The 20,410-nt window shown below is 70.9% G+C and carries 18 protein-coding genes and 1 pseudogene; 11 read left to right on the forward strand and 8 right to left on the reverse strand.

Annotated features, from left to right (window positions below; genetic code table 11):
- Window positions 1-3: 3 nt before the first annotated feature.
- The 4 genes from OG266_RS04440 (at window position 4) to OG266_RS04455 (ending at window position 4,737) form a co-directional block, all read left to right on the forward strand.
- Entirely contained in the window at window positions 4-1,413 is a 1,410-nt protein-coding gene (locus OG266_RS04440; RefSeq protein WP_371542975.1) for an extracellular solute-binding protein, read from the forward strand.
- On the forward strand, window positions 1,410-2,405 hold the full coding sequence (locus tag OG266_RS04445) for a carbohydrate ABC transporter permease (RefSeq protein ID WP_266472190.1): 996 nt from the start codon (window positions 1,410-1,412) through the stop codon (window positions 2,403-2,405). Before OG266_RS04440 ends, OG266_RS04445 begins: the two co-directional genes overlap by 4 nt.
- Window positions 2,406-2,470: 65 nt before the next feature.
- Window positions 2,471-3,331: a carbohydrate ABC transporter permease gene (locus OG266_RS04450; RefSeq protein WP_266474916.1), complete on the forward strand. Its 861-nt coding sequence runs from the start codon at window positions 2,471-2,473 to the stop codon at window positions 3,329-3,331.
- A 5-nt stretch (window positions 3,332-3,336) separates the two neighbouring features.
- On the forward strand, window positions 3,337-4,737 hold the full coding sequence (locus tag OG266_RS04455; protein WP_266474918.1) for a glycoside hydrolase family 32 protein: 1,401 nt from the start codon (window positions 3,337-3,339) through the stop codon (window positions 4,735-4,737).
- On the opposite strand, the gene OG266_RS04460 is transcribed toward OG266_RS04455, so the two are convergent.
- Window positions 4,700-5,764 (reverse strand): LacI family DNA-binding transcriptional regulator, encoded by a 1,065-nt coding sequence (locus OG266_RS04460; RefSeq protein WP_266472192.1) that lies wholly within the window; start codon window positions 5,762-5,764, stop codon window positions 4,700-4,702. The genes OG266_RS04455 and OG266_RS04460 overlap by 38 nt on opposite strands.
- A 398-nt stretch (window positions 5,765-6,162) precedes the next feature.
- Window positions 6,163-7,128 carry a pirin family protein gene (locus OG266_RS04465; protein WP_371542980.1) on the reverse strand — a complete coding sequence of 322 codons (966 nt, stop codon included), beginning with the start codon at window positions 7,126-7,128 and terminating at the stop codon, window positions 6,163-6,165.
- 258 nt (window positions 7,129-7,386) lie between these two features.
- On the opposite strand from OG266_RS04465, the gene OG266_RS04470 reads away from it, so the two are divergent.
- The 5 genes and pseudogenes from OG266_RS04470 (at window position 7,387) to OG266_RS04490 (ending at window position 11,034) form a co-directional block, all read left to right on the forward strand.
- Complete coding sequence (locus OG266_RS04470) at window positions 7,387-7,890, forward strand: MarR family winged helix-turn-helix transcriptional regulator (RefSeq protein ID WP_371552644.1); 504 nt, start codon at window positions 7,387-7,389, stop codon at window positions 7,888-7,890.
- Window positions 7,887-8,324 carry a MarR family winged helix-turn-helix transcriptional regulator gene (locus OG266_RS04475; protein WP_371542982.1) on the forward strand — a complete coding sequence of 146 codons (438 nt, stop codon included), beginning with the start codon at window positions 7,887-7,889 and terminating at the stop codon, window positions 8,322-8,324. The genes OG266_RS04470 and OG266_RS04475 overlap by 4 nt, the downstream gene beginning before the upstream one ends.
- Before the next feature lie 89 nt (window positions 8,325-8,413).
- Window positions 8,414-8,761, forward strand: a complete 348-nt coding sequence (locus OG266_RS04480) for a tetratricopeptide repeat protein (RefSeq protein WP_371542984.1) — start codon at window positions 8,414-8,416, stop codon at window positions 8,759-8,761.
- A gap of 302 nt (window positions 8,762-9,063) precedes the next feature.
- Entirely contained in the window at window positions 9,064-10,164 is a 1,101-nt protein-coding gene (locus OG266_RS04485; RefSeq protein ID WP_371542986.1) for a hypothetical protein, read from the forward strand.
- 40 nt (window positions 10,165-10,204) lie between these two features.
- Window positions 10,205-11,034: pseudogene (locus tag OG266_RS04490) on the forward strand (IS5 family transposase).
- Between the two features lie 293 nt (window positions 11,035-11,327).
- Here OG266_RS04490 and OG266_RS04495 read toward each other — a convergent pair.
- The gene (locus OG266_RS04495) at window positions 11,328-12,053 is read right to left on the reverse strand and encodes a dienelactone hydrolase family protein (RefSeq protein WP_371542989.1); all 726 of its coding nucleotides are present in this window, start codon (window positions 12,051-12,053) and stop codon (window positions 11,328-11,330) included.
- Window positions 12,054-12,416: 363 nt separating this feature from the next.
- Window positions 12,417-13,811 (reverse strand): PepSY-associated TM helix domain-containing protein, encoded by a 1,395-nt coding sequence (locus tag OG266_RS04500; RefSeq protein ID WP_371542992.1) that lies wholly within the window; start codon window positions 13,809-13,811, stop codon window positions 12,417-12,419.
- A 202-nt stretch (window positions 13,812-14,013) separates the two neighbouring features.
- Here OG266_RS04500 and OG266_RS04505 point away from each other — a divergent pair, with 202 nt between their 5' ends.
- Entirely contained in the window at window positions 14,014-14,670 is a 657-nt protein-coding gene (locus OG266_RS04505; RefSeq protein WP_266472228.1) for a peptide deformylase, read from the forward strand.
- Between the two features lie 62 nt (window positions 14,671-14,732).
- Here OG266_RS04505 and OG266_RS04510 read toward each other — a convergent pair whose 3' ends face one another.
- Window positions 14,733-16,166, reverse strand: a complete 1,434-nt coding sequence (locus tag OG266_RS04510) for an NAD(P)/FAD-dependent oxidoreductase (RefSeq protein WP_371542994.1) — start codon at window positions 16,164-16,166, stop codon at window positions 14,733-14,735.
- A 21-nt stretch (window positions 16,167-16,187) separates the two neighbouring features.
- Here OG266_RS04510 and trxA point away from each other — a divergent pair, with 21 nt between their 5' ends.
- Window positions 16,188-16,664 carry a thioredoxin gene (trxA, locus tag OG266_RS04515; RefSeq protein WP_266472232.1) on the forward strand — a complete coding sequence of 159 codons (477 nt, stop codon included), beginning with the start codon at window positions 16,188-16,190 and terminating at the stop codon, window positions 16,662-16,664.
- Window positions 16,665-16,673: 9 nt separating this feature from the next.
- Here trxA and OG266_RS04520 read toward each other — a convergent pair whose 3' ends face one another.
- Genes OG266_RS04520 through OG266_RS04530 form a run of 3 tightly spaced genes read right to left on the reverse strand, consistent with a single transcriptional unit; the run spans window position 16,674 to window position 20,410 of the window.
- Window positions 16,674-18,110 (reverse strand): benzaldehyde dehydrogenase, encoded by a 1,437-nt coding sequence (locus tag OG266_RS04520; RefSeq protein WP_371542997.1) that lies wholly within the window; start codon window positions 18,108-18,110, stop codon window positions 16,674-16,676.
- 39 nt (window positions 18,111-18,149) lie between these two features.
- A complete protein-coding gene (locus OG266_RS04525) occupies window positions 18,150-19,328 on the reverse strand; it encodes a 4-hydroxybenzoate 3-monooxygenase (RefSeq protein WP_371543000.1) in 1,179 nt (392 codons plus the stop codon).
- Window positions 19,329-19,375: 47 nt separating this feature from the next.
- Window positions 19,376-20,410, reverse strand: a complete 1,035-nt coding sequence (locus OG266_RS04530) for a LacI family DNA-binding transcriptional regulator (RefSeq protein WP_371543003.1) — start codon at window positions 20,408-20,410, stop codon at window positions 19,376-19,378.

A 20,410-nucleotide genomic window follows, 5' to 3' on the forward strand; every position in this document is an offset into this window, starting at 1 on the left:
CCGATGACCGACTCGCTCCTCTCCCGACGGGCCCTGCTGCGCTACGGCGCGTACGGCGCCTCAGCCGCCGCTCTCGCCGGTGTGGCGGCCGGCTGGGACCGCCTCACCGCCGCCGACATCCCCGGCCGCGACGACGGCTCGCTCGTCATCGCCACCCTGGGCTCCGCCTTCAACCCCGAGGCGCAGCGCGCCCTGCGCGACGGATTCCGCGAGGTCCACCCCGACATCAGGATCCGCATCAACCCCGTACAGGCCTACGACTGGTCGGACTTCTTCTCCAAGATCCTCACCCAGATCGCCGCGGGCACGGCACCCGACCTCGTGTACGTCGCCACCGAGGGCGTGCAGCTCTTCGCCCAGCGGCTCGGCGTACCGCTGGACAGGTGGGCGAAGCGGGACGCGGCCGAGCTGCGCACGTACTTCGCCGACGTCCATCCCTCGCTGGTCGAGTCGATGATGTACGAGGGGAGCCTCTACCAGCTGCCGGTCGAGTTCAACGCGGCCGACATGTACCTCAACAGCCGGGTTCTCGAACGCGCGGGCGCCGACCTCCCCGACGACGACTGGACCCACGACGACTTCACCACGCTGCTGCGAGCGATGAAACGCAGCAACGGCGACGGGTTCACCCCGTACTTCTGGACCAACCGGCTGTGGGGCGGAGTGGTCCCCTGGCTCTTCGCCAACGGCACCAACCTCCTCACCGAGTCCAAGGCCCCCGGCGGCGACTGGCTCTGGAACTCCTTCTATCCCGAGGCACAGCGGCGCGGCCGGGGCGGCGGCTACCGGTGGACGACACCCCTGGCCGACTCCGACCGCGTCGCGGAGGTCTACGACTACCTCGCCTCCCTCGTCCAGGAGGACCTGTGCACCCGGCCGGAGGGCGGCGACGGCCGCAACCTGGTCGGCGTCTTCTCTACCGGCCGCGTCGGTGCCACGCCCGCGGGCGGCTTCTGGGCGGGCGGCCTGCATGAGGCGGGCATGAAACCGGCCGACTACGACGTGCGGTACTTCCCGCGATGGCGTACCCGGCGTCACCAGTTCGGCGCCGCCGGGTACGCGATGCTGCGCACGTCGAAGTTGCGGGACGAGGCCTGGGAGTTCATCAAGTACACCGCCCGCAAGGACGTGATGACCCAGCTCTTCGCGGCCAACCAGACCACTCCGGCCCGCCGCTCCATGGTCGACGAGGCCCGCTACCGGGAGACAGGACCGGCCCACTGGCAGGTCTTCTACGACACCCTCGACAAGATCCCCACCACCGGCCCGATCCCGGCCCCGCCGCAGGTCAACGAGGTTGAACAGCTGCTGATCAAGCACACCGGAACCGCCCTCGCGAGCCCCGGCGCGGTGCGTCCCGCGCTGCGCCGGCTGCAGGGGGACCTGGAGAAGGCCATGGAGCGTGAAGTGTGACGAACACCGAGATCAGGCCCGTGGGGCCGGAGCCCGCCCGCACCCGCAGGAGCCGCAGGAACCGCGGGACCGGTCGGACCCGTAAGGCATCCGAGTCCACGGCCGCCACCACCATCCGCACCCGGGGCACCCGCCTCCTCGCCGTACTGTTCCTCGCGCCCACCGTCGTCGGCATCGTCGTCTTCACGGTCGTACCGATCGTCGGCTCGGTCGTCCTCAGCTTCTTCCAGTGGGACGTGATCGACGACCCGCGGTGGACCGGAGCGGCCAACTACCGGGAGATCCTGACCGATTCGACGGTCCTCGTCTCCTTCCGCAACACGCTCGTCTTCATGGTGCTCGCGGTCGCACTCCAGTTGCTGATCGCGCTCGTGCTGGCGATCGCGGTGAACGGCCGGATGCCCAAGTGGCTGCGGTCCGTGTTCCGTTCGGCGTTCTTCTTCCCGCTGGTGCTGTCCGCCGCGTCCATCTCGGTGGTGATGAAGTACCTGTTCAACCAGGACTTCGGCCCCGTGAACTGGCTGCTCGGCACGGTCGGTATCCCCTCGGTCCCCTGGCTGACCTCGGAGAACGGGGCGATGGCGGCCGTGGTCCTGGCGTACGTCTGGCAGCAGTTCGGCTTCTCGTTCCTGCTGTTCGTCGGCGGCCTGAACAACATCCCGCAAGAGGTGCACGAGGCGGCTTCGCTGGACGGCGCGAGCGGGGTGCGCAAACACCTCGCCATCACCCTGCCGCTGCTCTCGCCCACGCTCCTTGTGGCGTCCGTGGTCGGCATCATCAACGCCCTCCAGGTCTTCGAGCAGCCGTACGTCCTCACGGCGGGCGGTCCCGGCGACTCGACGCGCACGGTCGTGATGGTCATCTACGAGACGGCCTTCGAGCAGCTCCGCTTCGGCGAGGCGTCCGCCGTGGGCGTCCTGCTCTTCGCCCTGATCATGGCGGTCACCGCACTCCAGTTCCGGCTCAGCCGGCGTTACGTCCACTACCAGTGAGCCGGGTGAGTCAGATGAGTACGAGTTCCCTCTCGGGTTCGATATCGGGTTCGGCATCGGGTTCGATGCCGGGTCCCCGCACGAGCGTCACCGCGTCACGCGTACGGCACGGCCTGGCGCCCTGGGGCCGGATCGCGGGCCTGGCGCTGTGCGCGCTGTTGACGCTCGGCCCGGTCATCTGGACGGTGTCGACGTCACTGCGCACGCCGGCGGAGTCCTTCGACCTGCCGCCGAAGATCATCCCCACGGCCCCCACCGTCGACGCCTACCGCGGGGTCTTCGACCAGATCGACGTCTGGCTGTACGCACTGAACTCCACCCTGGTGACCGCGCTGATCGCGGCCGGCCAGATGATCACCGCGGGCCTGGCGGGCTATGCCTTCGCCCGCCTCGAATTCCGCTTCAAGAAGCCGCTGTTCGCGCTGGTCCTGGCCACGATGATGGTGCCGTTGCAGGTCACGATGGTCCCGGTCTTCCTGGAACTGAAGACGATGGGTCTGACCGACACCCTGCTCGGCCTCATCGTCCCGGCCTTCCCGACGGCCTTCGGCACCTTCCTGATGCGCCAGTACTTCCTGGGCATGCCGAAGGACCTGGGCGAGGCGGCGATGATCGACGGCGCGGGTCCGTGGCGCGTCTTCCGGTCGGTGTACGCCCCCTTGGCGGCCCCCGGTCTCGCCATCGTCGGCGTGCTGGCCTTCAACTACCACTGGAACGAGTTCTTCCGGCCGCTGATCCTCGAAACCTCCACCGAGAACCTCACGCTGCCCCTGGGCCTGGTCTCCCTCCAGGGCAACCTCGGCACCGGCTCGATCTCCGTCGTCCTCGCCGGAGTCGTCCTCTCCATGATCCCCGCCGTCGTCGTGTTCGTCGTCGGCCAGCGCCCTCTGCGCGAGGGCATCACATCCGCAGGAGTCAATCGTTGAGTTCCGTGAGCCGGTCGACCGACGCCAACAGCCCGCGTTTCAGGGTCCGCCCGCCGGCAAACTGGATGAACGACCCGAACGGCCCGTTCCGTTGGGGCGATCGATACCACCTCTTCTACCAGCACAACCCCGACGCCCCCGTGCACACGAACGTTCACTGGGGCCATGCCTCCAGCCCCGACCTCGCCCACTGGGACGACCACGGGATCGCCCTGCGCCCCACGCCCGACGGCCCGGACGAGGCGGGCTGCTGGTCCGGCTGCGTGGTGGACGACGGTGGTGTACCGACAGCGGTGTACTCCGGGATCGACCACGACCACCAGGGCCTGAGCGCGATCTGTCTCGCCGTGGCCGAGGACGACGGCCTCCAGAGGTGGAAGCAACTGCCGGTGCCGGTGGTCGCCGGCCCACCACCCGGCCTGGACGTGACGATGTTCCGGGACCCTTTCGTCTTCCGCTTCGCCGGACGCCGCTGGGCGCTGATGGGCGCCGGCCACGCCGACGGCACCCCGTCCGTCCTGGTGTACGACTGTGAGGACCTGTACGACTGGCGGTTCGCCGGGGTCCTGCTGGACGGCCGGGACCCGGCGGCGGCCCGCGCCTTCGGCAAGCGGGCGATCGGCTGGGAGTGCCCGCAGTTGTGGGCGACCCCCGGGGGCGACTGGGTGCTGGCGGTGGCCCTGTGGGACGGCGACCCGCTGAGCACCGCGTACGTCACGGGCCGTCTGGTGGAACAGGCGGACGCTGGACCGAGGTTCGCGGCCGGTACGGGCGGCGGCCCGCTGGACCTCGGCCGTGACTTCTACGCCCCCTCCGTCCTCCAGGACACGGAGTCCGGCCGCGCCCTGCTCTGGGGCTGGTCCTGGGAGTCACGCCCGCCCGAGGAGGTGGACCGCGCGGGCTGGTCCGGCGTCCTCACGGCACCCCGGGTGATGGACACCCACGAGGACGGCACGCTACGGGTCGTACCGGCTCCGGAGCTCGAACTACTGCGAGCGGCCGTCCCGTTCACGGCCGCACCAGGACCGCACCGGCCACTCCCCCTCGCGTACGACCTGCTGGTGACCGCCCGTTCAGCGGCGACCGTGAGTCTGCTGCGGGCCGCGTCCGGGGCCGAACTGACCGTGCGACTCGACCCGGCGTCCGGCACGGTGACCCTGGACCGCACGGCCTGGCCACGCTCCCGCCCGGACGGCACGGCCCCCCTGGTCCTGGCGACCCCGCCGGGCGAGACCCTCACCGTACGGATCCTCGTGGACGGCTCCCTGCTGGAACTGTTCGCGGGTGACCGGGCGACGGCCACGGAACGGGTGTACCGACGGGACGACGACATCGCGGAGCTCACCGTGTCGGGGACGGACGTCGAGGTCACGGGCTGGGAGCTGGTCCCACCGAACCCCGCGTGACGACGGGGCACTCCAGCCGCCGGGTGGTGACCGGCGGCGCGGTCCCGCTGTCGATGGCGTCCAGGAGCAGGCGGACGGCCGTCTCTCCCATCGCGCGATGGGGCAGAGCGACCGTGGTGAGGGGCGGGCTGAGGAAAGCCGCCATGTGTTCCTGGTCGTCATAGCCGACGACGGACAGCTCGGCGGGCACGTCGAGGCCCAGGCGCGCGGCGGCGTGGAGGACGCCCGCGGCCACCCGGTCGTTGTAACAGACGATCCCCGTGGGCCGCCGGTGGGCGGGAACACCGTCCAGCAGCCGCAAGGCTCCCTCGTACCCGGCGGAGATCTCCCCTCCCGTGCGCACGACCCAGTCCTTCCCAGCCGTCAGCCCCACCGTCCGCAGCGCGTCCCGGAAGCCGCGCAGCCGTTCCGCGGTCGCGATGTCGTCGAGACCGCCCACCAGGGCGACACGGCGGTGGCCCGCGTCGAGAAGGACGCGCGCGGCACTGCGGCCACCGGCCCGCTCGGCGGGGATGACGGCCGGGAGGGAGCCATCCTCGGGGAGACAGTTGGCGAACACGGCGAACGTGCGGTGCAGCCCTTCCGGGACTCGGGCGCGGCGCAACGACAGCGCGGCGTAGATGATCCCGTCGACCCTCCGGTCGAGCAGTTCGGCGACAGCCGCGTCCTCGGCGACCGGGTCCTGCCCGGAGTCGACGGTGAGCACCAGGTGCTCACTGCTCCACGCCATGTCCATGGCCCCGCGCAGCAGGCGCCCGGCGAACGGCGAGGTCGCGATCTCGTCCGTGACCAGACCGATCACGGCGGTACGACTCCGGCGCAGGCCACGGGCGACCGCGTTCGGCCGGTAGCCGAGCTGTTCGGCCGCCTTGCGGATCTTCTCCTGCGTCTCGGCGGAGAGGTTGCCCTGGGCACGCCCGTTGAAGACGAAGGACACGGCCGTGTGCGACACCCCGGCAAGCCGGGCGACGTCCCGCGAGGTCGCCCGCTCAGCCCCGCCACCCCGCGTCTTCTCCACCCCGCCCATGCCTCGTCCCCGCCGACTTTGCCTGATCAGGCAAAGCCTACCCGCGGGAGATGTTGCTGAGCCCGCCGCCGCAGATCGAACGGGACACCGCGGTGGAACAGCCGCTGACCTCGGCACGCCGGGGTGCAGGTCGCCGAGCGACCGTGGACGTCCGACCGCCGTCCCTCGCGGCTGTCAGCACGCCTCGACGAGACTCGGCCTCGACCACATGCTGACGCCGGACCGGCGGGCGCTCGACGTGCTGAGGGTTGAAGTGCGCACCGGAGACGGGACCGAGAAGGCGCTCGCGCCGTCGGGGTCTACCGCCTGCGGCACGACGGCGGCTTCGCGCTTACAGATGGCCACACGTGAGAACGCAGCACTGTCCGTCATGGAACCTCTCAGGCTGGAACCCAAGGTCAGCGCACCCTTCCCCGCGGTTTCAACGGCACCGGCGGGAGTTCAGGAGCAGGTAGTGGCCCACCGTCATACCCCACCACCTCACCGAACCGCGAACCCGTCATCCAGTCCGAACGGGCCTGTGCGATATCTTCGTTGGACCGCCCGATGAAGTTCCACCACATGATCAGCTCCTCCTCGAAGGGCTCGCCGCCCAGGAGCATGAGGCCGGCGTCGGACTCGGCCCGCAGGGGGAGTTCGGTGCGGCCGCAGCCGAGGTAGAGCATCGAGCCCGGGAGCAGCGGTACGCCGTCGACGTGGGCCTCGCCCGACATGGACAGCACGGCGTACTCGAAGTCGGGCTCCAGGGGCAGGCGTACGTCGGTGCCGCTCGCCAGGGCGAGGTCGGCGCCGACGATCGGGGTGTACGTCGTGCCGGGCGAGGTCGTGCCGTCGACGGAGCCCAGGATGAGCGTGGCGCGGAGACCGGGAGCCGTGACGAGAGGCAGTTCCGCGTGGTGCTCGAAGCTCGGGTCGGTGTGGCGGTGGCTGTCCGGGAGGGCGACCCAGAGCTGCGCGCCGTGCAGGAGGCGGGCGTGGGACTTGGGGCTCTCCTCGGAGTGGCTGATGGCCCGGCCGGAGGTCATGAGGCCCAGTTCGCGCGGGTGGATGGTCTGCAGGCTGCCGGTGGAGTCGCGGTGCAGCACCTCGCCCTCGTGCAGCCAGCTGACGGTCTGCAGGCCCATGTGCGGGTGCGGCGGAACCTGCATGCCGGGCTCGTCGGCGATGTCGTCGGGCCCGTAGTGATCGACGAAGCACCACGCGCCGACCATGCGGCGGCCCAGGTTGGGCAGCAGGCGGCGGACTTCGGTGGACTCGCCGAGCTTCACCCGGCGGGGGCTGAGGAGTTCGCGCACCGGCTCGGCCACCACGAAACCGCGGCCACCGCACAGGGCGGGAACTGCCTCGCGATCAAGATTGCTCATGGCCCACAACCTAGCCCTGCGGGGTACCCGCCGTCAGTCCATCGACCCGCCCATTGAGGGGCACTTGGCGCAGAACCGGCGGAGGGCCTAGGACCCGGGTCTCAGGCGCGTACGCCGTTGGTCTGACCAGATTCAAAAATAGTAGCCATGGATATAGTAGCCATGTACCGTTTCCCGCATGAGTTCGATCAAGTCGGTGACCTGGTGAGTTCGGTGCCCGGGAACGCGACGCCCGGTTTCCTCGTCTGGCGGCTGTCGATGAAGTGGCGGGTCGCCGTCGACCGGGCGCTCGCACCATTGGGCCTGACCCACGCGCAGTACTCGCTGGTGGCATCGCTCTACGGCATGCACCGGGCCGGCCACCGGCCGAGCCAGCGCGCGCTCGCCGACCACACCGGCCTCGAGCCGCTCTACGTCTCGAAGCTGGCCCGCGCCCTGGAGGCGGCCGGAACCGTCGACCGGACGCGGGATCCTGCCGACCCCCGCGCGGTCCGGCTGTCCCTCACGAAGGAGGGGCGCGAAGTCACCCGCCGCGCGATCGGAGTGGTCCACGACCTTCTGGACCAGCTCCTGGAACCACTCGGCGGACTCGACGGCGAGCGCACGAAGGTGCTCAGCCGCGAGTTGGCGACCCTGCTCGACGTACCACTCGATCCACGTTCCGAGACCGAGAAAGCACGACCTGAGAAAGCACGACCCGAGAACGAACATCCCAAGGACGAACACCCCACGGACGAACCTTCCGAGAAGGAGCAGTCATGACCACCGCCACTCCCCTTGTCAACGGCCAGACCATAGGCCTTGCCCACTACGCGAGCCGTGCCCTCCTGGAGATCGTGCTCGCCCGCAGCGGAACCACGTTCAACCAGTCGGTGGCCCTTCGGGCCGTCTCGGACAACGGCGGCACGGTCGAGCGAGCGTGGCTCGTGAGCCGCCTGACCGGCACACTGAAGATCGACGAGTCGGCCGCTCACGAAACGGTCTCCGAGATGACCGACGCGAAGCTGCTGGAGCCCGCGGCCGGGCGGGTGTCACTCACGGACAGCGGCAAGGAGCTGTTCGAGGGGATCCGCGTCGGCGGCAACGCGATCGCGGCCCGGCTGTACGCGGGCATTACGGCCGAGGATCTGGCTATCGCGGGTCGCGTACTGACTCTGGTCACCGAGCGGGCAAACACGGAGCTGGCCGACGCGTAGCCCCAGGACTGAGGTCCCGTAGCCCCAGGGCCGAGGTCGTGGAATATTCAATCATTGCCCGCCGTTGAGGCCGTCGAAGGAGGTCAGCAGTGAACACGACTTACTACGACCACGGGACGGCCGCGGAGCGCTGGGAGCGGGCGCGGATGTTCTTCGACGCCAAGGACTACGCCGCTGCGGCGCGGGTTCTGGGTGGCCTGGTCGAGGAGGTGCCGGAGCAGGTCGGACCCCGGCTGCTGTTGGCCCGCTCGTACTACCACTCGGCTCAACTTCAGCGCGCCGAGGCGGAGTTGCGCGTTCTCGTGGAGCTCGACCCGGTCGAGCACTACGCCCGGCTGATGCTGGGGCGCACGCTTCAGCGGCAGGGGCGGTCCGCCGAGGCGGAGCCGCACCTGAGGATCGCCTCGGCGCTCGCGGGCGATTTCTCGCAGGTGTAGCAGACCCTGCGGAGAAGGCCGGTCACCACGGTGACCGGCCTTCTCGCATGCCCCTGCGGCGAGTTCGGCCATGGGACTGGTGGACTCGCATGTTGAGGTGTCGCGTATTCAATGTCTGCGGAGGAGTTCAGCCACTCAGCGTGTGCTTCGCAGCTCTGATGCGGCTGCGATGTGGCGACTTGAGAAAGGGGTGCGCGCCCACACCGTCCGCCCAGCCCGCCTTGCTGTCAGCACTCTGTGTCATGATGCGGACGCGTCACAGGGGAGTGGGCTGCGGTCCACTGATTGCCAGGGGGTTGGGGATGGGCGCGGGTAGGGAGCCGGACGGCTCGTCCAGGTCCGACGAGGAGTGGGAGCGGTTTCTGCGCGAGTCGGTGGCTGGTGTCGCCGACTCGCCCAAGGAGCCGTCGGCGCGGGCCCGCGACGTGACGGAGCGGCTGCGCGCGGAGCCAGGCCGCGGCCTGGAGGGCTGGCGCAGCTACACGCCCGCGCGGCCCAAGCGGCGCACGGGCTGGTACGTGGTCGGACTCCTGGCCTCGCTGGCGCTGCTCGCGGTGGCGCTCGCGCCGGGGCGGACAGTGAACCTGTTCGCCGGCGACGACCCTGACTCCCCGCCGCTGGCGGCTGAGACCGCCCGCCCGACCCAGGCACCCTCGGCGGAGGCGGCCCAACGCCCCACCATGGACGAGCCGTTCCGCGGTTCGCCGGCGGCGAGCTGGGCGAGCGGAGCGGCGGGGATCACCGTGCCGAAAGCCAGGGCGGTCGGCTGGATGAGCGCGGCCGAGGTCGAGCGGGCCCTCGCCCGCAGCCGGGAATTCCTTGTCGCGTCCGGCCTGGACCGCGGGGTGCTGCAGGGCGAGCGCCCCGAGAAGGCGATTGCACTGATCAACCCGTACCAGACGGACGTCCAAGACCTCCTGAAAACCGCTTTCCGAACCCCGAGCGAGAAGAACGACCCCCTCCTCCTCTTCAGCCGCTTCCAGCCCTCCCGCACCCAGCTGGTCGGCGACGTCGTGAAGACCCGGGGCCGGCTCACCTACCGGGAGGGCGAGCGCGGCGCGCTCCAGGTGACCGCCGACGTCACCTTCGTCTACCCGGTCACCCGCGCGGACGCGGGCGGCGACGACGAGATCGTGCGCACGATCGTCCGGCGCGAGCTGGTCCTGAGCTGGGACGACCCTGACAAGGTGATCACCGAGCCGGGCACGTTCTCGATCGTCTCGTACAAATACGACATGACCAACGGCGGCTGCGACGCCCCCACGGGCTACTTCACCCCGCCCTTCGGCACGGACAGCCGGGCGGACGAGGGCGGCACGGAGGTCGACCCGTACGACCGCAGCGTGCCGGTCGGGCGGGGCGAGTCCTCTGGGGACGAGTGCGGGAGGGCGACGCGGTCCTAGGTCGTGTCCGCAAAGTGGGTTGGTCGTTGGTCTGTTCGTGGTGCGTCGTCATGAGTTGACTGATGAGTCGTGGGCGGTGATCGGGCCGTTGCTCGCTCCGCCGCGGATGGGCCGTCCGGTGCGGGACCGCCGTCAGGTGGTCAACGGCATCCTGTGGAAGCTGTCGACCGGGGCGGCCTGGCGGGACCTGCCCGAACGGTACGGGCCGTGGAAAACGGTCTACGAACGCTTCCGCCGCTGGTCCGCCGACGGCACATGGGACCGGCTGCTGGCTCACGTCCAGCAGCATTCCGACGCCGTCGGCGCGGTCGACTGGACGATCGTGTGCCTGGACTCCACGACCGTGCGGGCCCACCAGCACGCCGCCGGGGCCCGAAAAGGGGGCCGTGGCCGGGCGAGGCGATCGGCCGTTCCCGCGGCGGACTGACCACGAAGATCCACCTGGCCTGCGACGGCCGGGGCCGGCCGCTGGCCTTCACCCTCACCGGCGGGAACGTCAACGACTGCACCCAGTTCGAAGCAGTGATGGCCCGGATCCGGGTGCCGGGATGCGGGCCGGGGCGACCCCGGACCCGGCCCGAGCGGGTCGCCGCCGACAAGGGCTACTCGTCCACGAAGATCCGCACCTACCTGCGCCGACGCGGGATCAAGGCAGCGATCCCGGAACGCATCGACCAGATCAACGGCCGCATCCGCCGCGGCGAGAGCCGCTGCCGCCTCGACCGCGCGGCCTACCGGCGCCGCAACCTCGTCGAACGCTGCTTCAACAAGCTCAAGCACAACAAAGCCCTCGCCACCCGCTACGACAAACGCGCCCGCCACTACCAAGCCCTGGTCACCATCGCCTGCCTACGACTCTGGCTCCCCTGACATTGCGGACACGACCTAAGGCCTGTCTGGTGGCTCGCATCTTGAGGCGTCGCATGTTCCTCGTTGAGTTCGGTCCTGATGTCACCGTGTGTGGTCGCCGCGGGCGTATCGGTTCCAGGTTCCTCCAGCCTCGGTGACCAAGGGATCGCGGAGGTCGTGCCGCGCTGTGGCGGGACGCCGATCCGGTTGTGCGGCTGCCGGGCGCCGTCATCGAGGAGGGCCGGGACCTGTCCTCGATGACGGCATCACGGCCGACGCCGCCTACCGGCTGTTGCCGGCCCGACGGCCCGGCCTCACTTCAGGTGTCGGTCCAGGAACCGGCACCCGTCCTCCAGCTCGAACCACGGGGTGCCGGTGTGCCCTCCCAGATTTGCGTGCAGCGTCTTCTCCTTGCTGCCGAAGGCGTTGAACAGGTCCAGGGCCCGTTGCCTGGGGTTCCCTTCGTCGTCCCACTGCAGCAGGAACAGCAGCGGAAGGGTGACCTGCCGGGCCTCCTCACGCTGGGCACGGGGCACGTACCCCCCGGCGAAGAAGCCTGCGGCCGCGATGCGCGGCTCGACCACCGCAAGGCGGATGCCGAGGGCGGTCCACCCCCCGGAGTACCCGACCGGGCCGCCGATCTCGGGCAGCTCAAGGAGGGCGTCCAGAGTGGTCTGCCATTCCGGGACCGCGTTTTCGACCAGCGGGCCGATGAACGACTCGAAGATCTCGTCGACCGGCTCGCCGGCCTGCATCGCCCGCCGGAGGTCGGCACGGGCCTGCTCGTCGGCGGCGGAACGGGGACGGTCACCGCACCCGGCGGCGTCGATGGTCGCCACCGCGTAGCCGCGCGCCGCGGTGTACCGGGCCCGGGCCACCAGCCGGGGATCCGCCTTGGGCAGGCCGTTGTTGTGGGACATCAGGATCAGCGGGGCCGGTGCGGCGGATTCAGGTGTCCACAGGGTGCCAGGGGTCTCGCCGAGGGTGAATTCGCGTTCGAGGACGCCGTCGTCGAGGCGTTGTTCGGAAGTGAATTGCATGGTCGTGCCTTTCGGGAGGGCGCAGAGCGGCGCTCCCGGACGACCTATCGCCCGACCGTGACCCCGGAGGAGAGCACCCATGTCGATACTGTGTTCACGGGTACCACCTCCTCGTTCTCTCGCACGGCCTCCGGAAAAGTAGCAGTGGTCGCCGTGGTCCGCCAACGGGTTTTTGCGGAGGCTCCGTGGACCGTTGCCACGGAGCCACTCGCCTGCGGGGCGCGGCGCGGCGCTGCGCTGCGGGGCAACCTGCCGGTGGGGGTTGGGGGTTGGGGCGGTTTTTTCGCCCCCTCCGCCCCTACCCTTCCCGTACCTGGGGGCTGCGCCCCCAGACCCCCGCTGTCGGCCTGAACGGCCTCGTCCTCAAACGCCGGACGGGCTGAAAGATCTCCCCCGCCTGTGCGCGATCTCGCCGAGCAGTACGTCCACGGCGATGAACACCGCCAGCGGGATGCCGAGCAGTGGGACGAAGTAGCCGAGTACGGCGATGGTTGCCATGGCCGGGACCAGGATCTGTGGCGGGACCTGTGCCCAGGCACCCCGTGGGATGGGTCGGCCGAACGCGGAGGCGCGGCCGCGCAGCCACCACATGCGGTAGCCCAGGACGATCAGGAGGATCAGCGAGCCCGTGAGGGCCATCAGCACGATCTGGTTGACGAGGCCGAAGAGGACGCCGGTGTGGGCGTCGATGCCCCAGCGGGTCAGCTTGGCGAGCACGGGGTAGTCGGCGAAGCGGAGTTCGTCGGTGACCTCGCCGGTCGTCGGGTCGACGGCCACCGCGTCCTGCTTCGTGGGCCAGCTGCGCTGGACCTGCTTGACGACGTACGTGGAGGAGGCGTCGGCGGGCGGGATGATCTCGACCGGGTCGCCGAGGCCCTTGGCGCGGGCGGCGGCGAGGATCTCGTCGACCCCCGCTCCACTCTCCGTCTCGCCCGCTCCGGCCGCGGCATCGTGTTCCGCGTGCTCGCCACCCGCCGCCGAGACCGAGGGGGTCGACTGACCGAGCGAGGTCCTGAGGACGTCGATGTTCGCCCCGGCGTACGTCGACCAGGTCAGGCCGGTCGCCGAGAGGAAGATGAAGCCGGCTGCCGCCCAGACGCCCACCGTGCCGTGCAGTCCCAGGGTGCGGCGGCGCCCGCTCGTCCCGCGGACCTTGCGCTGCGAGCGTCGGCGGGCGAACCACAGCCCGAGGCCGCCGCTCGCGATGACCCAGAGCCAGCTGGCGGCGAGTTCGCTGTAGAGACGGCCGTTGTCGCCGAGGTGCAGGTCACGGTGGAACTCGTCGATCCAGGTGCGCACCGGGAGTGCACCTGTGGAGCCGTACTGCTCCAGGGCGCCGCGCACCTTCGCGGTGTACGGGTCGACGAAGACCGCGAGGGTGTGGTCGGCGTCGATGCCCGGGGCTCCCGAGATCATCACCCGGGTCGTCGCATCCGCCTCGGGTGAGGGGCGTACGGCCGAGACCGTGCCCTCCGGGTGGGCCTTGCGGGCGGCGGCCACCTGGTCGGACAGTGCCAGCTTCTTGTCGCCGACCGGGACGGTCAGCTCGTGGGAGTAGATGATCTTCTCGGCCTGGAAGGAGGCGGCGTACAGGAAGCCGGTCGCTGCGGCGACCAGCAGGAAGGGGGCGACGAGCACTCCGGCGTAGAAGTGCAGGCGCAGTACCAGGGGTCGAAGTGAGGACCAGGTTTTTCGGGTGGGTGCCGGGGAGACGGACTGCGGGGACTGGTCCGTCGTGGTCGGGGGAGCGGTGGACATCGGCGGGGTTCTCCGGTCGTGCAGGGGACGGAAACGGGCCGCGGGCCGGGAGTGGGCTCCCTTCACCGGTGGCGGTCCAGTAGTCGGGACCCGGAGGCGTCGAGTTCCCGGGCATGGACGTGGCGTGCGTCACATTCGGGAAGGTGCGGCACTCCCCTGGCGCCGCCTCGCTCCGCGCGGGCCCGCTTGGCATCCTGGCGCGATGGCATCCGAACGTGACCACAGCACCTCCCGTCCCCTGAGCGACCAGGTCGAGGAACTTCTCGCCCACGAAGGCCCGTTGCCGATCGTCGCCGCCGGTGACCCGGTGCTGCGTCGTGCCGCCGAGCCGTTCGACGGCCAGTTGGCTCCGGGGCTGCTGGCCCGTTTCGTCGCCGCCCTGCGCGCGACGATGCACGCGGCACCGGGTGTCGGCCTCGCGGCACCGCAGGTCGGTGTACCGCTGCGGCTCGCGGTCATCGAGGACCCGGCGCCGGTGTCGGAGGAGGTGCGGCTGGTGCGCGGGCGGGTGCCGCAGCCGTTCCGGGTGCTGGTCAATCCGTCGTACGAGGGGATCGGCGCGGAGCGGGCGGTGTTCTTCGAGGGCTGCCTGAGTGTGCCGGGCTGGCAGGCTGTGGTGCCCCGGCACACCGAGGTGCGGCTGCGCGCGCTGGACGAGGAGGGCCGCGCGGTCGACGAGGTGTTCACGGGCTGGCCCGCGCGGATCGTCCAGCACGAGACGGACCATCTGGACGGGGTGCTCTATCTCGACCTGGCGGAGACCCGCTCGCTGTCCTCGAACCAGGCGATGGCGGAGCGCTGGGGGCAGCCGACGCCGGAGGAGGCGGCCGCGGCCCTCGGCTTCACGCTGCCCGGCTGAGACATGTCACCCGCGGCGGGGGTGTCCCACCGGTCCGGCGGAACACCCTCGCCAGGTCGGCGTCACGCGTCCCGGTACGCCTCCAGCAGCCGGAGCCACACCTCGCTCAGCGTCGGATAGGACGGCACCGCGTGCCACAGGCGTCCGATGGGCACCTCGCCGGCGACGGCGACGGTCGCCGAGTGGATCAGTTCGCCGACGCCCGGGCCGACGAAGGTGACGCCGAGGAGGACCTCGCGGTTGACGTCGACGATCATGCGGGCCTTGCCCCGATAGCCATCGGCGTACAGGCCCGCGCCCGCCGCCGAGGACATCTCGACGTCCACGGCCCGGACACGGTGACCCGCCTGTTCGGCCTCGGCGAGGGAGAGGCCCACGGCGGCGGCCTCCGGATCGGTGAAGACGACCTGCGGGACGGCCGCGTGGTCGGCGGTCGCGGCATGAGCGCCCCACGGGTCCGTCTCCAGGAGCGGTACGCCGGCCGCGCGGGCGGCGATGGCGGCGCCCGCGATCCGGGCCTGGTACTTGCCCTGGTGGGTGAGGAGCGCACGGTGGTTGACGTCGCCGACCGCGTACAGCCACTCGCTGCCGGTGACCCGGAGGCTGTCGTCGACGTCGAGCCAGGAGCCCGCTTCCAGGCCGATCGTGTCGAGGCCTATGTCGTCGGTGTGGGGCGCGCGGCCGGTCGCGAAGAGGATCTCGTCGGCCTCCAGGCGGTCGCCGGTGTCCGTCAGGACCACCACGGTCGAGCCCTCGCGCGTCACCGCGGAGACCGAGGTGCCGGTGCGCACGTCCGCCCCCGCCTCCGCCAGTCCCTCGGCCACCAGCTCCCCGGCGAAGGGTTCCATACGGGGCAGCAGTCCCTTGCCGCGGACCAGGACGGTGACCTGGGAGCCGAGGGCCTGCCAGGCGGTGGCCATCTCGACGGCGACCACACCGCCGCCGACCACGACGAGCCGGCCGGGCACGGCCTGCGCGCTGGTGGCCTCGCGGCTGGTCCAGGGCTTGACCTGGGCGAGTCCCGGCAGGTCGGGGAGCAGGGCGCGGGTGCCGGTGCACACGGCGACCGCGTGCCGGGCGGTCAGCACGTGCCGCTCGCCGTCGGGCCCCTCGACCGTCACCGTGCGCGGTCCGTCGAGCCGCCCGTGTCCGCGGTACAGGTCGGCGCCGATGCCGTCCAGCCAGCCGACCTGGCCGTCGTCCTTCCAGTGGGAGGTGAAGTAGTCGCGGTGGGCGAGGACCGCGGAGGCGTCGAGGGGGCCCTGCACTGCCTGGCTGAGGCCGGGCACGCGGCGGGCGTCGGCGCGGGCGATGACCGGGCGCAGCAGGGCCTTGCTGGGCATGCAGGCCCAGTAGGAGCACTCGCCGCCGACCAGTTCGCTCTCCACGATCGCGGTGGAGAGGCCTGCCGCGCGGGCGCGGTCCGCGACGTTCTCCCCCACGGGCCCGGCCCCGAGCACCACGACGTCGTACGCGATGGATTCCGTTTCCGTCATGGGGTCAGTCTGGTTCCTCGTGTGCGCCGTGGCCACACGGGTAGGCAGGCGGAATACGGCACCGGCAGGCGGCGTTGTGCGAACCGGCATGACCCGGACACGAGAAAGAGGGAGACACGCATGAGCAGCACCGTGGAACTCACCAAGGAGAACTTCGACCAGACGGTCACGGACAACGAGTTCGTCCTGATCGACTTCTGGGCGTCCTGGTGCGGGCCGTGCCGTCAGTTCGCGCCGGTCTACGAGAAGGCGGCCGAGGCCAACCCGGACCTGGTGTTCGCCAAGGTCGACACGGAGGCGCAGCCCGAGCTGGCCGCCGCCTTCGACATCCAGTCGATTCCGACGCTGATGATCGTCCGCGACCAGGTCGCGATCTTCGCCCAGCCCGGTGCGCTGCCCCAGGCCGCTCTGGACGACGTCATCGGCCAGGCCCGCAAGCTGGACATGGACGAGGTCCGCAAGTCCGTCGCCGAGCAGCAGGCCCAGGCCGGCCAGTAAGTCCCCCGCTCAGAACGGGTACGCCGCCACATCCCCGCGCACCGTCGTCCAGCGCACGTCGGTGAAGGCCTCCAGGTTGGCCTCACCGCCGAAGCGGGCGCCGGTGCCGGAGGACGCGATCCCGCCGAAGGGCGCGACGGCCTCGTCGTTGACGGTCTGGTCGTTGATGTGGGCGATGCCGGTGGGGATGCGCTCGGCGAGGTCGAGGCCGCGCGCGGTGTCCCTGGTGACGATGCCCAGGGAGAGGCCGTACGGTCCCGCTGAGGCGAGAGCGGCGGCCTCGTCGACGTCCGCGAAGGAACGTACCGGCGCGACCGGGCCGAAGACCTCTTCCGCGTACGCGGGGGTCGAGTCGTCGACTCCGGCAAGCACCGTCGGCCGGTAGAACAGCTTCTCGTGCGTGCCGCCCGCCGCCAGCTTCGCCCCGCGTGCGGTGCTGGACTCCACCAGCCCCTGGATCTTGGCCAGTTGGGCGCTGTCGATAATCGGCCCCAGGTGCACCTGCTCGCGGTGCGGGTCACCGACGGCCAGCGAGTCGGCCTTGGCGGCGAGCCGCTCGACGTACTCCTTGTAGAGCGAGGCGTGGACGAGGTGGCGGCCCGTCGTCATGCAGATCTGGCCCTGGTGGAAGAACGAACCCCAGGCGGCCGTGGAGATCACCGCGTCGATATCGGCGTCCGCCAGCACGATCAGCGCGGAGTTTCCGCCCAACTCCAGGTGCACGCGCTTGAGTTGACGGCCCGCTGCCTCACCGACCGCGCGCCCGGCGGCAGTCGACCCCGTGAACGAGATCACCGGCACCTGCGGGTCGGCTACCAGCGCCTGACCGGCCTCGGGACCGCCGGGGAGTACGTGCAGCAGGCCGTCCGGGAGGCCTGCCTCCGCGAAGACGGCGGCGAGCGCGAGGCCGCCGCAGACGGCGGTGCGCGGGTCCGGCTTCAGGACGACGCCGTTGCCGAGCGCGAGCGCCGGGGCCACGGAGCGGATCGAGAGGATCAGCGGGGCGTTGAAGGGGGCGATGACCCCTACCACGCCGACCGGGACGCGCCGCGTGTACGACAGACGCGGGGCCTCCGAGGGCAGGACCTGGCCGGTCGGGCGCGAGGCGAGCGCGGCTGCCTCGTAGCACTCCTGGGCGGCGACGTGCAGTTCGAAGTCGGCCTTGCCGGGGATGGAGCCGGACTCGCGGACGATCCAGTCGCGCAGTTCGTCGGCGTGTGCGGCGAAGAGGTCACCCGCCCTGCGCAGCACGGCTGCGCGGACGAAGTGCGGGGCCCTGGCCCAGTCGGACTGGGCGGCACGGGCGGTCCGCGCGGCCGTCGAGATGTCCTCGGCGGTGGCGAGCGTGACGGTACCGAGCCCCTCGCCGGTGGCGGGCTCGGTGACGGTGTACTCACCGCCCGACAGCGTGCGGGACTGCCAGGTCTTGGGGTCGAGCAGCGGCATGACGGCTCTCCGATCGATCACTGATCACCAGCGGGACACTCACAGTGAGAGGGGTAATCCCGTGTAGTTCGCGGCCAGTTCGGCTGCCGCGTGGCGGGATGCCGTGATCCGGCGCAGTCGTGCGAGCTGCACCCGGTGGTCGAAGACATCCCCATCTGGTTGAGCGTGCAACATCCTAGTCATGTCGTACGAGAAACGTGTGGCCTGCCATACCCGGTCGAGGCACAACTCCGAGTAACGGTCCAGGAGTTGGGCCGATCCCGTGCGGTGCAGCGCCGCGAAGCCGCGTGCCAGTACCCGGACGTCGGACACCGCGAGGTTGAGCCCCTTGGCGCCGGTCGGCGGCACGATGTGGGCGGCGTCCCCGGCGAGGAACAGCCGTCCGTAGCGCATCGGCTCGTGAACGTAACTCCGCATCGACGTCACGGACTTGGACGTGACGGGACCGCGCTCGAGGCGCCAGTCGCCGTCGATGGCGAAGCGTGCCGCGAGCTCGTCCCAGATGCGCTCGTCGGGCCAGTCGGCGGCGGCGGTGCCGTTCGGGACCTGCAGGTACAGCCGCGACACCGACGGCGAGCGCATGCTGTGCAGGGCGAAGCCCCTGTCGCCGCGTGCGTAGATCAACTCCTCGCAGGAGGGCGGCACATCGGCGAGGATCCCGAGCCAGGAATACGGGTAGTCGTGCGCGTACGTGTGGCTCGCCCCGTCCGGGAACGCGTCGCGCGCGATGCCGTGCGAGCCGTCGCAGCCCACCACGTAGTCGCAGCTCAGGGTCTGTTCGCGCCCCTCGTGCACGAAGCGCACAACCGGTGCGTCGCTGTCCGGCTTCTCGATGGCGATCGCCTCGGCCTCGAACAACAGCGGTGGCCCGTCGGCGAGTTGAAAGGCGATGAGATCCTTCACGATCTCCGTCTGGGCGTAGATCGTGACGGTGCGGCCGCCGGTGAGCGCGGGGAAGTCGATGTGGTGGCGCTCGCGGTCGAAGCGCAGCTCGATGCCGTGGTGGATCAGTCCCTCGGCGTCCAGGCGGCCGGCGGCGTCGCACTCGCGCAGCGCGTCGACCGTGCCCTGCTCCAGCATTCCGGCGCGCTGGCGCTGCTCGGCGTACTCCCGTGTCCTGCTCTCCAGGACGACGCAGTCGACGCCCGTCCGGTGCAGCAGCCGGGCGAGCAGGAGCCCGGCGGGACCGCCGCCGATGATGCCGACCGTGGTCCGCATGACGCGCCTCCGTGTCCGGTCCGGCCGGGGAACAGTCCCAGCCTCTCTCAGCTCGACTCGCGGTGCACGACCCTCGCTCCCAGCACCTCGTGCGTTTCGGGCGCCGCGCCGGGCTCGCGCACCGCGCGGTCCACCAGCTCGGCGAGGTCACGCCCGGACGGCAGCTCGATGTGGACGGTGCTCAGGCGGGGCCGCAGCAGCCGGCCGAGCATCAGGTCGTCGGCGCCGATGACGGCCGTCTCGTCCGGGATTCCGATGCCCTCGTCCTGGAGGGCGCGCGTCAGCAGCATCGCGTACTCGTCGTTGTACGCGAACACGGCGTCGAGATCGAGGGAGCGCCAGCTCGCCGCGAGCCGGGCGGCGGCCACCTCCTCGTACGCGAGCGGCAGCTCGGTCACCGAGGCGTCCGTGCCCCGCAGAGCGCGCCGTACGCCTTCGAGGCGGGGCTTGGAGAAGATCTCCAGGCCCGTTTCCTGGGGCACCACGACACCGATGCGACGGCGGCCACGCGCCACGAGGTGGGCGCCCGCGCAGTGGCCGACCCGCTCGTGGTCCATGAGCAGCGCGTGCGCGCCCTCGACGCGCTCGGGGCCCATAGTGACGACGGCCCGGGCTCCGGAGCGCTTGAGGACACCCACGCCCTCGGGGCCGAGCCCGCTGCCCGGCACGAGGACGGCGACCGGCCGCAGCTCGGCCCAGGCGCGGGCGGCCTCGTCGCCCTGCAGGCCTACGCTGCCGTACTGCACGACGGTGTAGTCGAGGCGGCCCAGAGCCCACTGGAGCTCGTTGAAGAACTGGCTGTAGAGCGGGCCCACGGGCACGGAGGGAGCCGGCATCAGGACCATGCGGCTGTGCCCGGCGCGCAGGCTGCGGGCGGCGGCGTGCGGGACGTACCCGAGTTCCTTGGCCGCCTCGTGGACGCGGCGGCGGGTGGGTTCGCTGATCCGGACGGCGCTGGTGTTGTTCAGGACGTACGAGACGGTCGCGCGGGAGACGCCCGCCAGGCGCGCCACATCGGCACTCGTCGGCACGGGTCGTTGTGCGGACGATGGAGGGGCGGACTGCTTCGGTATCTGCACCAT

Source organism: Streptomyces sp. NBC_00554 (genome assembly GCF_041431135.1).
In the GTDB taxonomy this organism is placed as follows: domain Bacteria; phylum Actinomycetota; class Actinomycetes; order Streptomycetales; family Streptomycetaceae; genus Streptomyces.

Coding starts and splice junctions, on each gene's coding strand:
- OG266_RS04510 (WP_371542994.1), bottom strand. CDS start 16,166: ATGACGGAAACGGAATCCATCGCGTACGACGTCGTGGTGCTCGGGGCC.
- OG266_RS04505 (WP_266472228.1), top strand. CDS start 14,014: ATGGCATCCGAACGTGACCACAGCACCTCCCGTCCCCTGAGCGACCAG.
- OG266_RS04495 (WP_371542989.1), bottom strand. CDS start 12,053: ATGCAATTCACTTCCGAACAACGCCTCGACGACGGCGTCCTCGAACGC.
- OG266_RS04450 (WP_266474916.1), top strand. CDS start 2,471: ATGCCGGGTCCCCGCACGAGCGTCACCGCGTCACGCGTACGGCACGGC.
- OG266_RS04520 (WP_371542997.1), bottom strand. CDS start 18,110: ATGCCGCTGCTCGACCCCAAGACCTGGCAGTCCCGCACGCTGTCGGGC.
- OG266_RS04485 (WP_371542986.1), top strand. CDS start 9,064: ATGGGCGCGGGTAGGGAGCCGGACGGCTCGTCCAGGTCCGACGAGGAG.
- OG266_RS04530 (WP_371543003.1), bottom strand. CDS start 20,410: ATGGTGCAGATACCGAAGCAGTCCGCCCCTCCATCGTCCGCACAACGA.
- OG266_RS04460 (WP_266472192.1), bottom strand. CDS start 5,764: ATGGGCGGGGTGGAGAAGACGCGGGGTGGCGGGGCTGAGCGGGCGACC.
- OG266_RS04475 (WP_371542982.1), top strand. CDS start 7,887: ATGACCACCGCCACTCCCCTTGTCAACGGCCAGACCATAGGCCTTGCC.
- OG266_RS04500 (WP_371542992.1), bottom strand. CDS start 13,811: ATGTCCACCGCTCCCCCGACCACGACGGACCAGTCCCCGCAGTCCGTC.
- OG266_RS04465 (WP_371542980.1), bottom strand. CDS start 7,128: ATGAGCAATCTTGATCGCGAGGCAGTTCCCGCCCTGTGCGGTGGCCGC.
- OG266_RS04470 (WP_371552644.1), top strand. CDS start 7,387: ATGAAGTGGCGGGTCGCCGTCGACCGGGCGCTCGCACCATTGGGCCTG.
- OG266_RS04440 (WP_371542975.1), top strand. CDS start 4: ATGACCGACTCGCTCCTCTCCCGACGGGCCCTGCTGCGCTACGGCGCG.
- OG266_RS04525 (WP_371543000.1), bottom strand. CDS start 19,328: ATGCGGACCACGGTCGGCATCATCGGCGGCGGTCCCGCCGGGCTCCTG.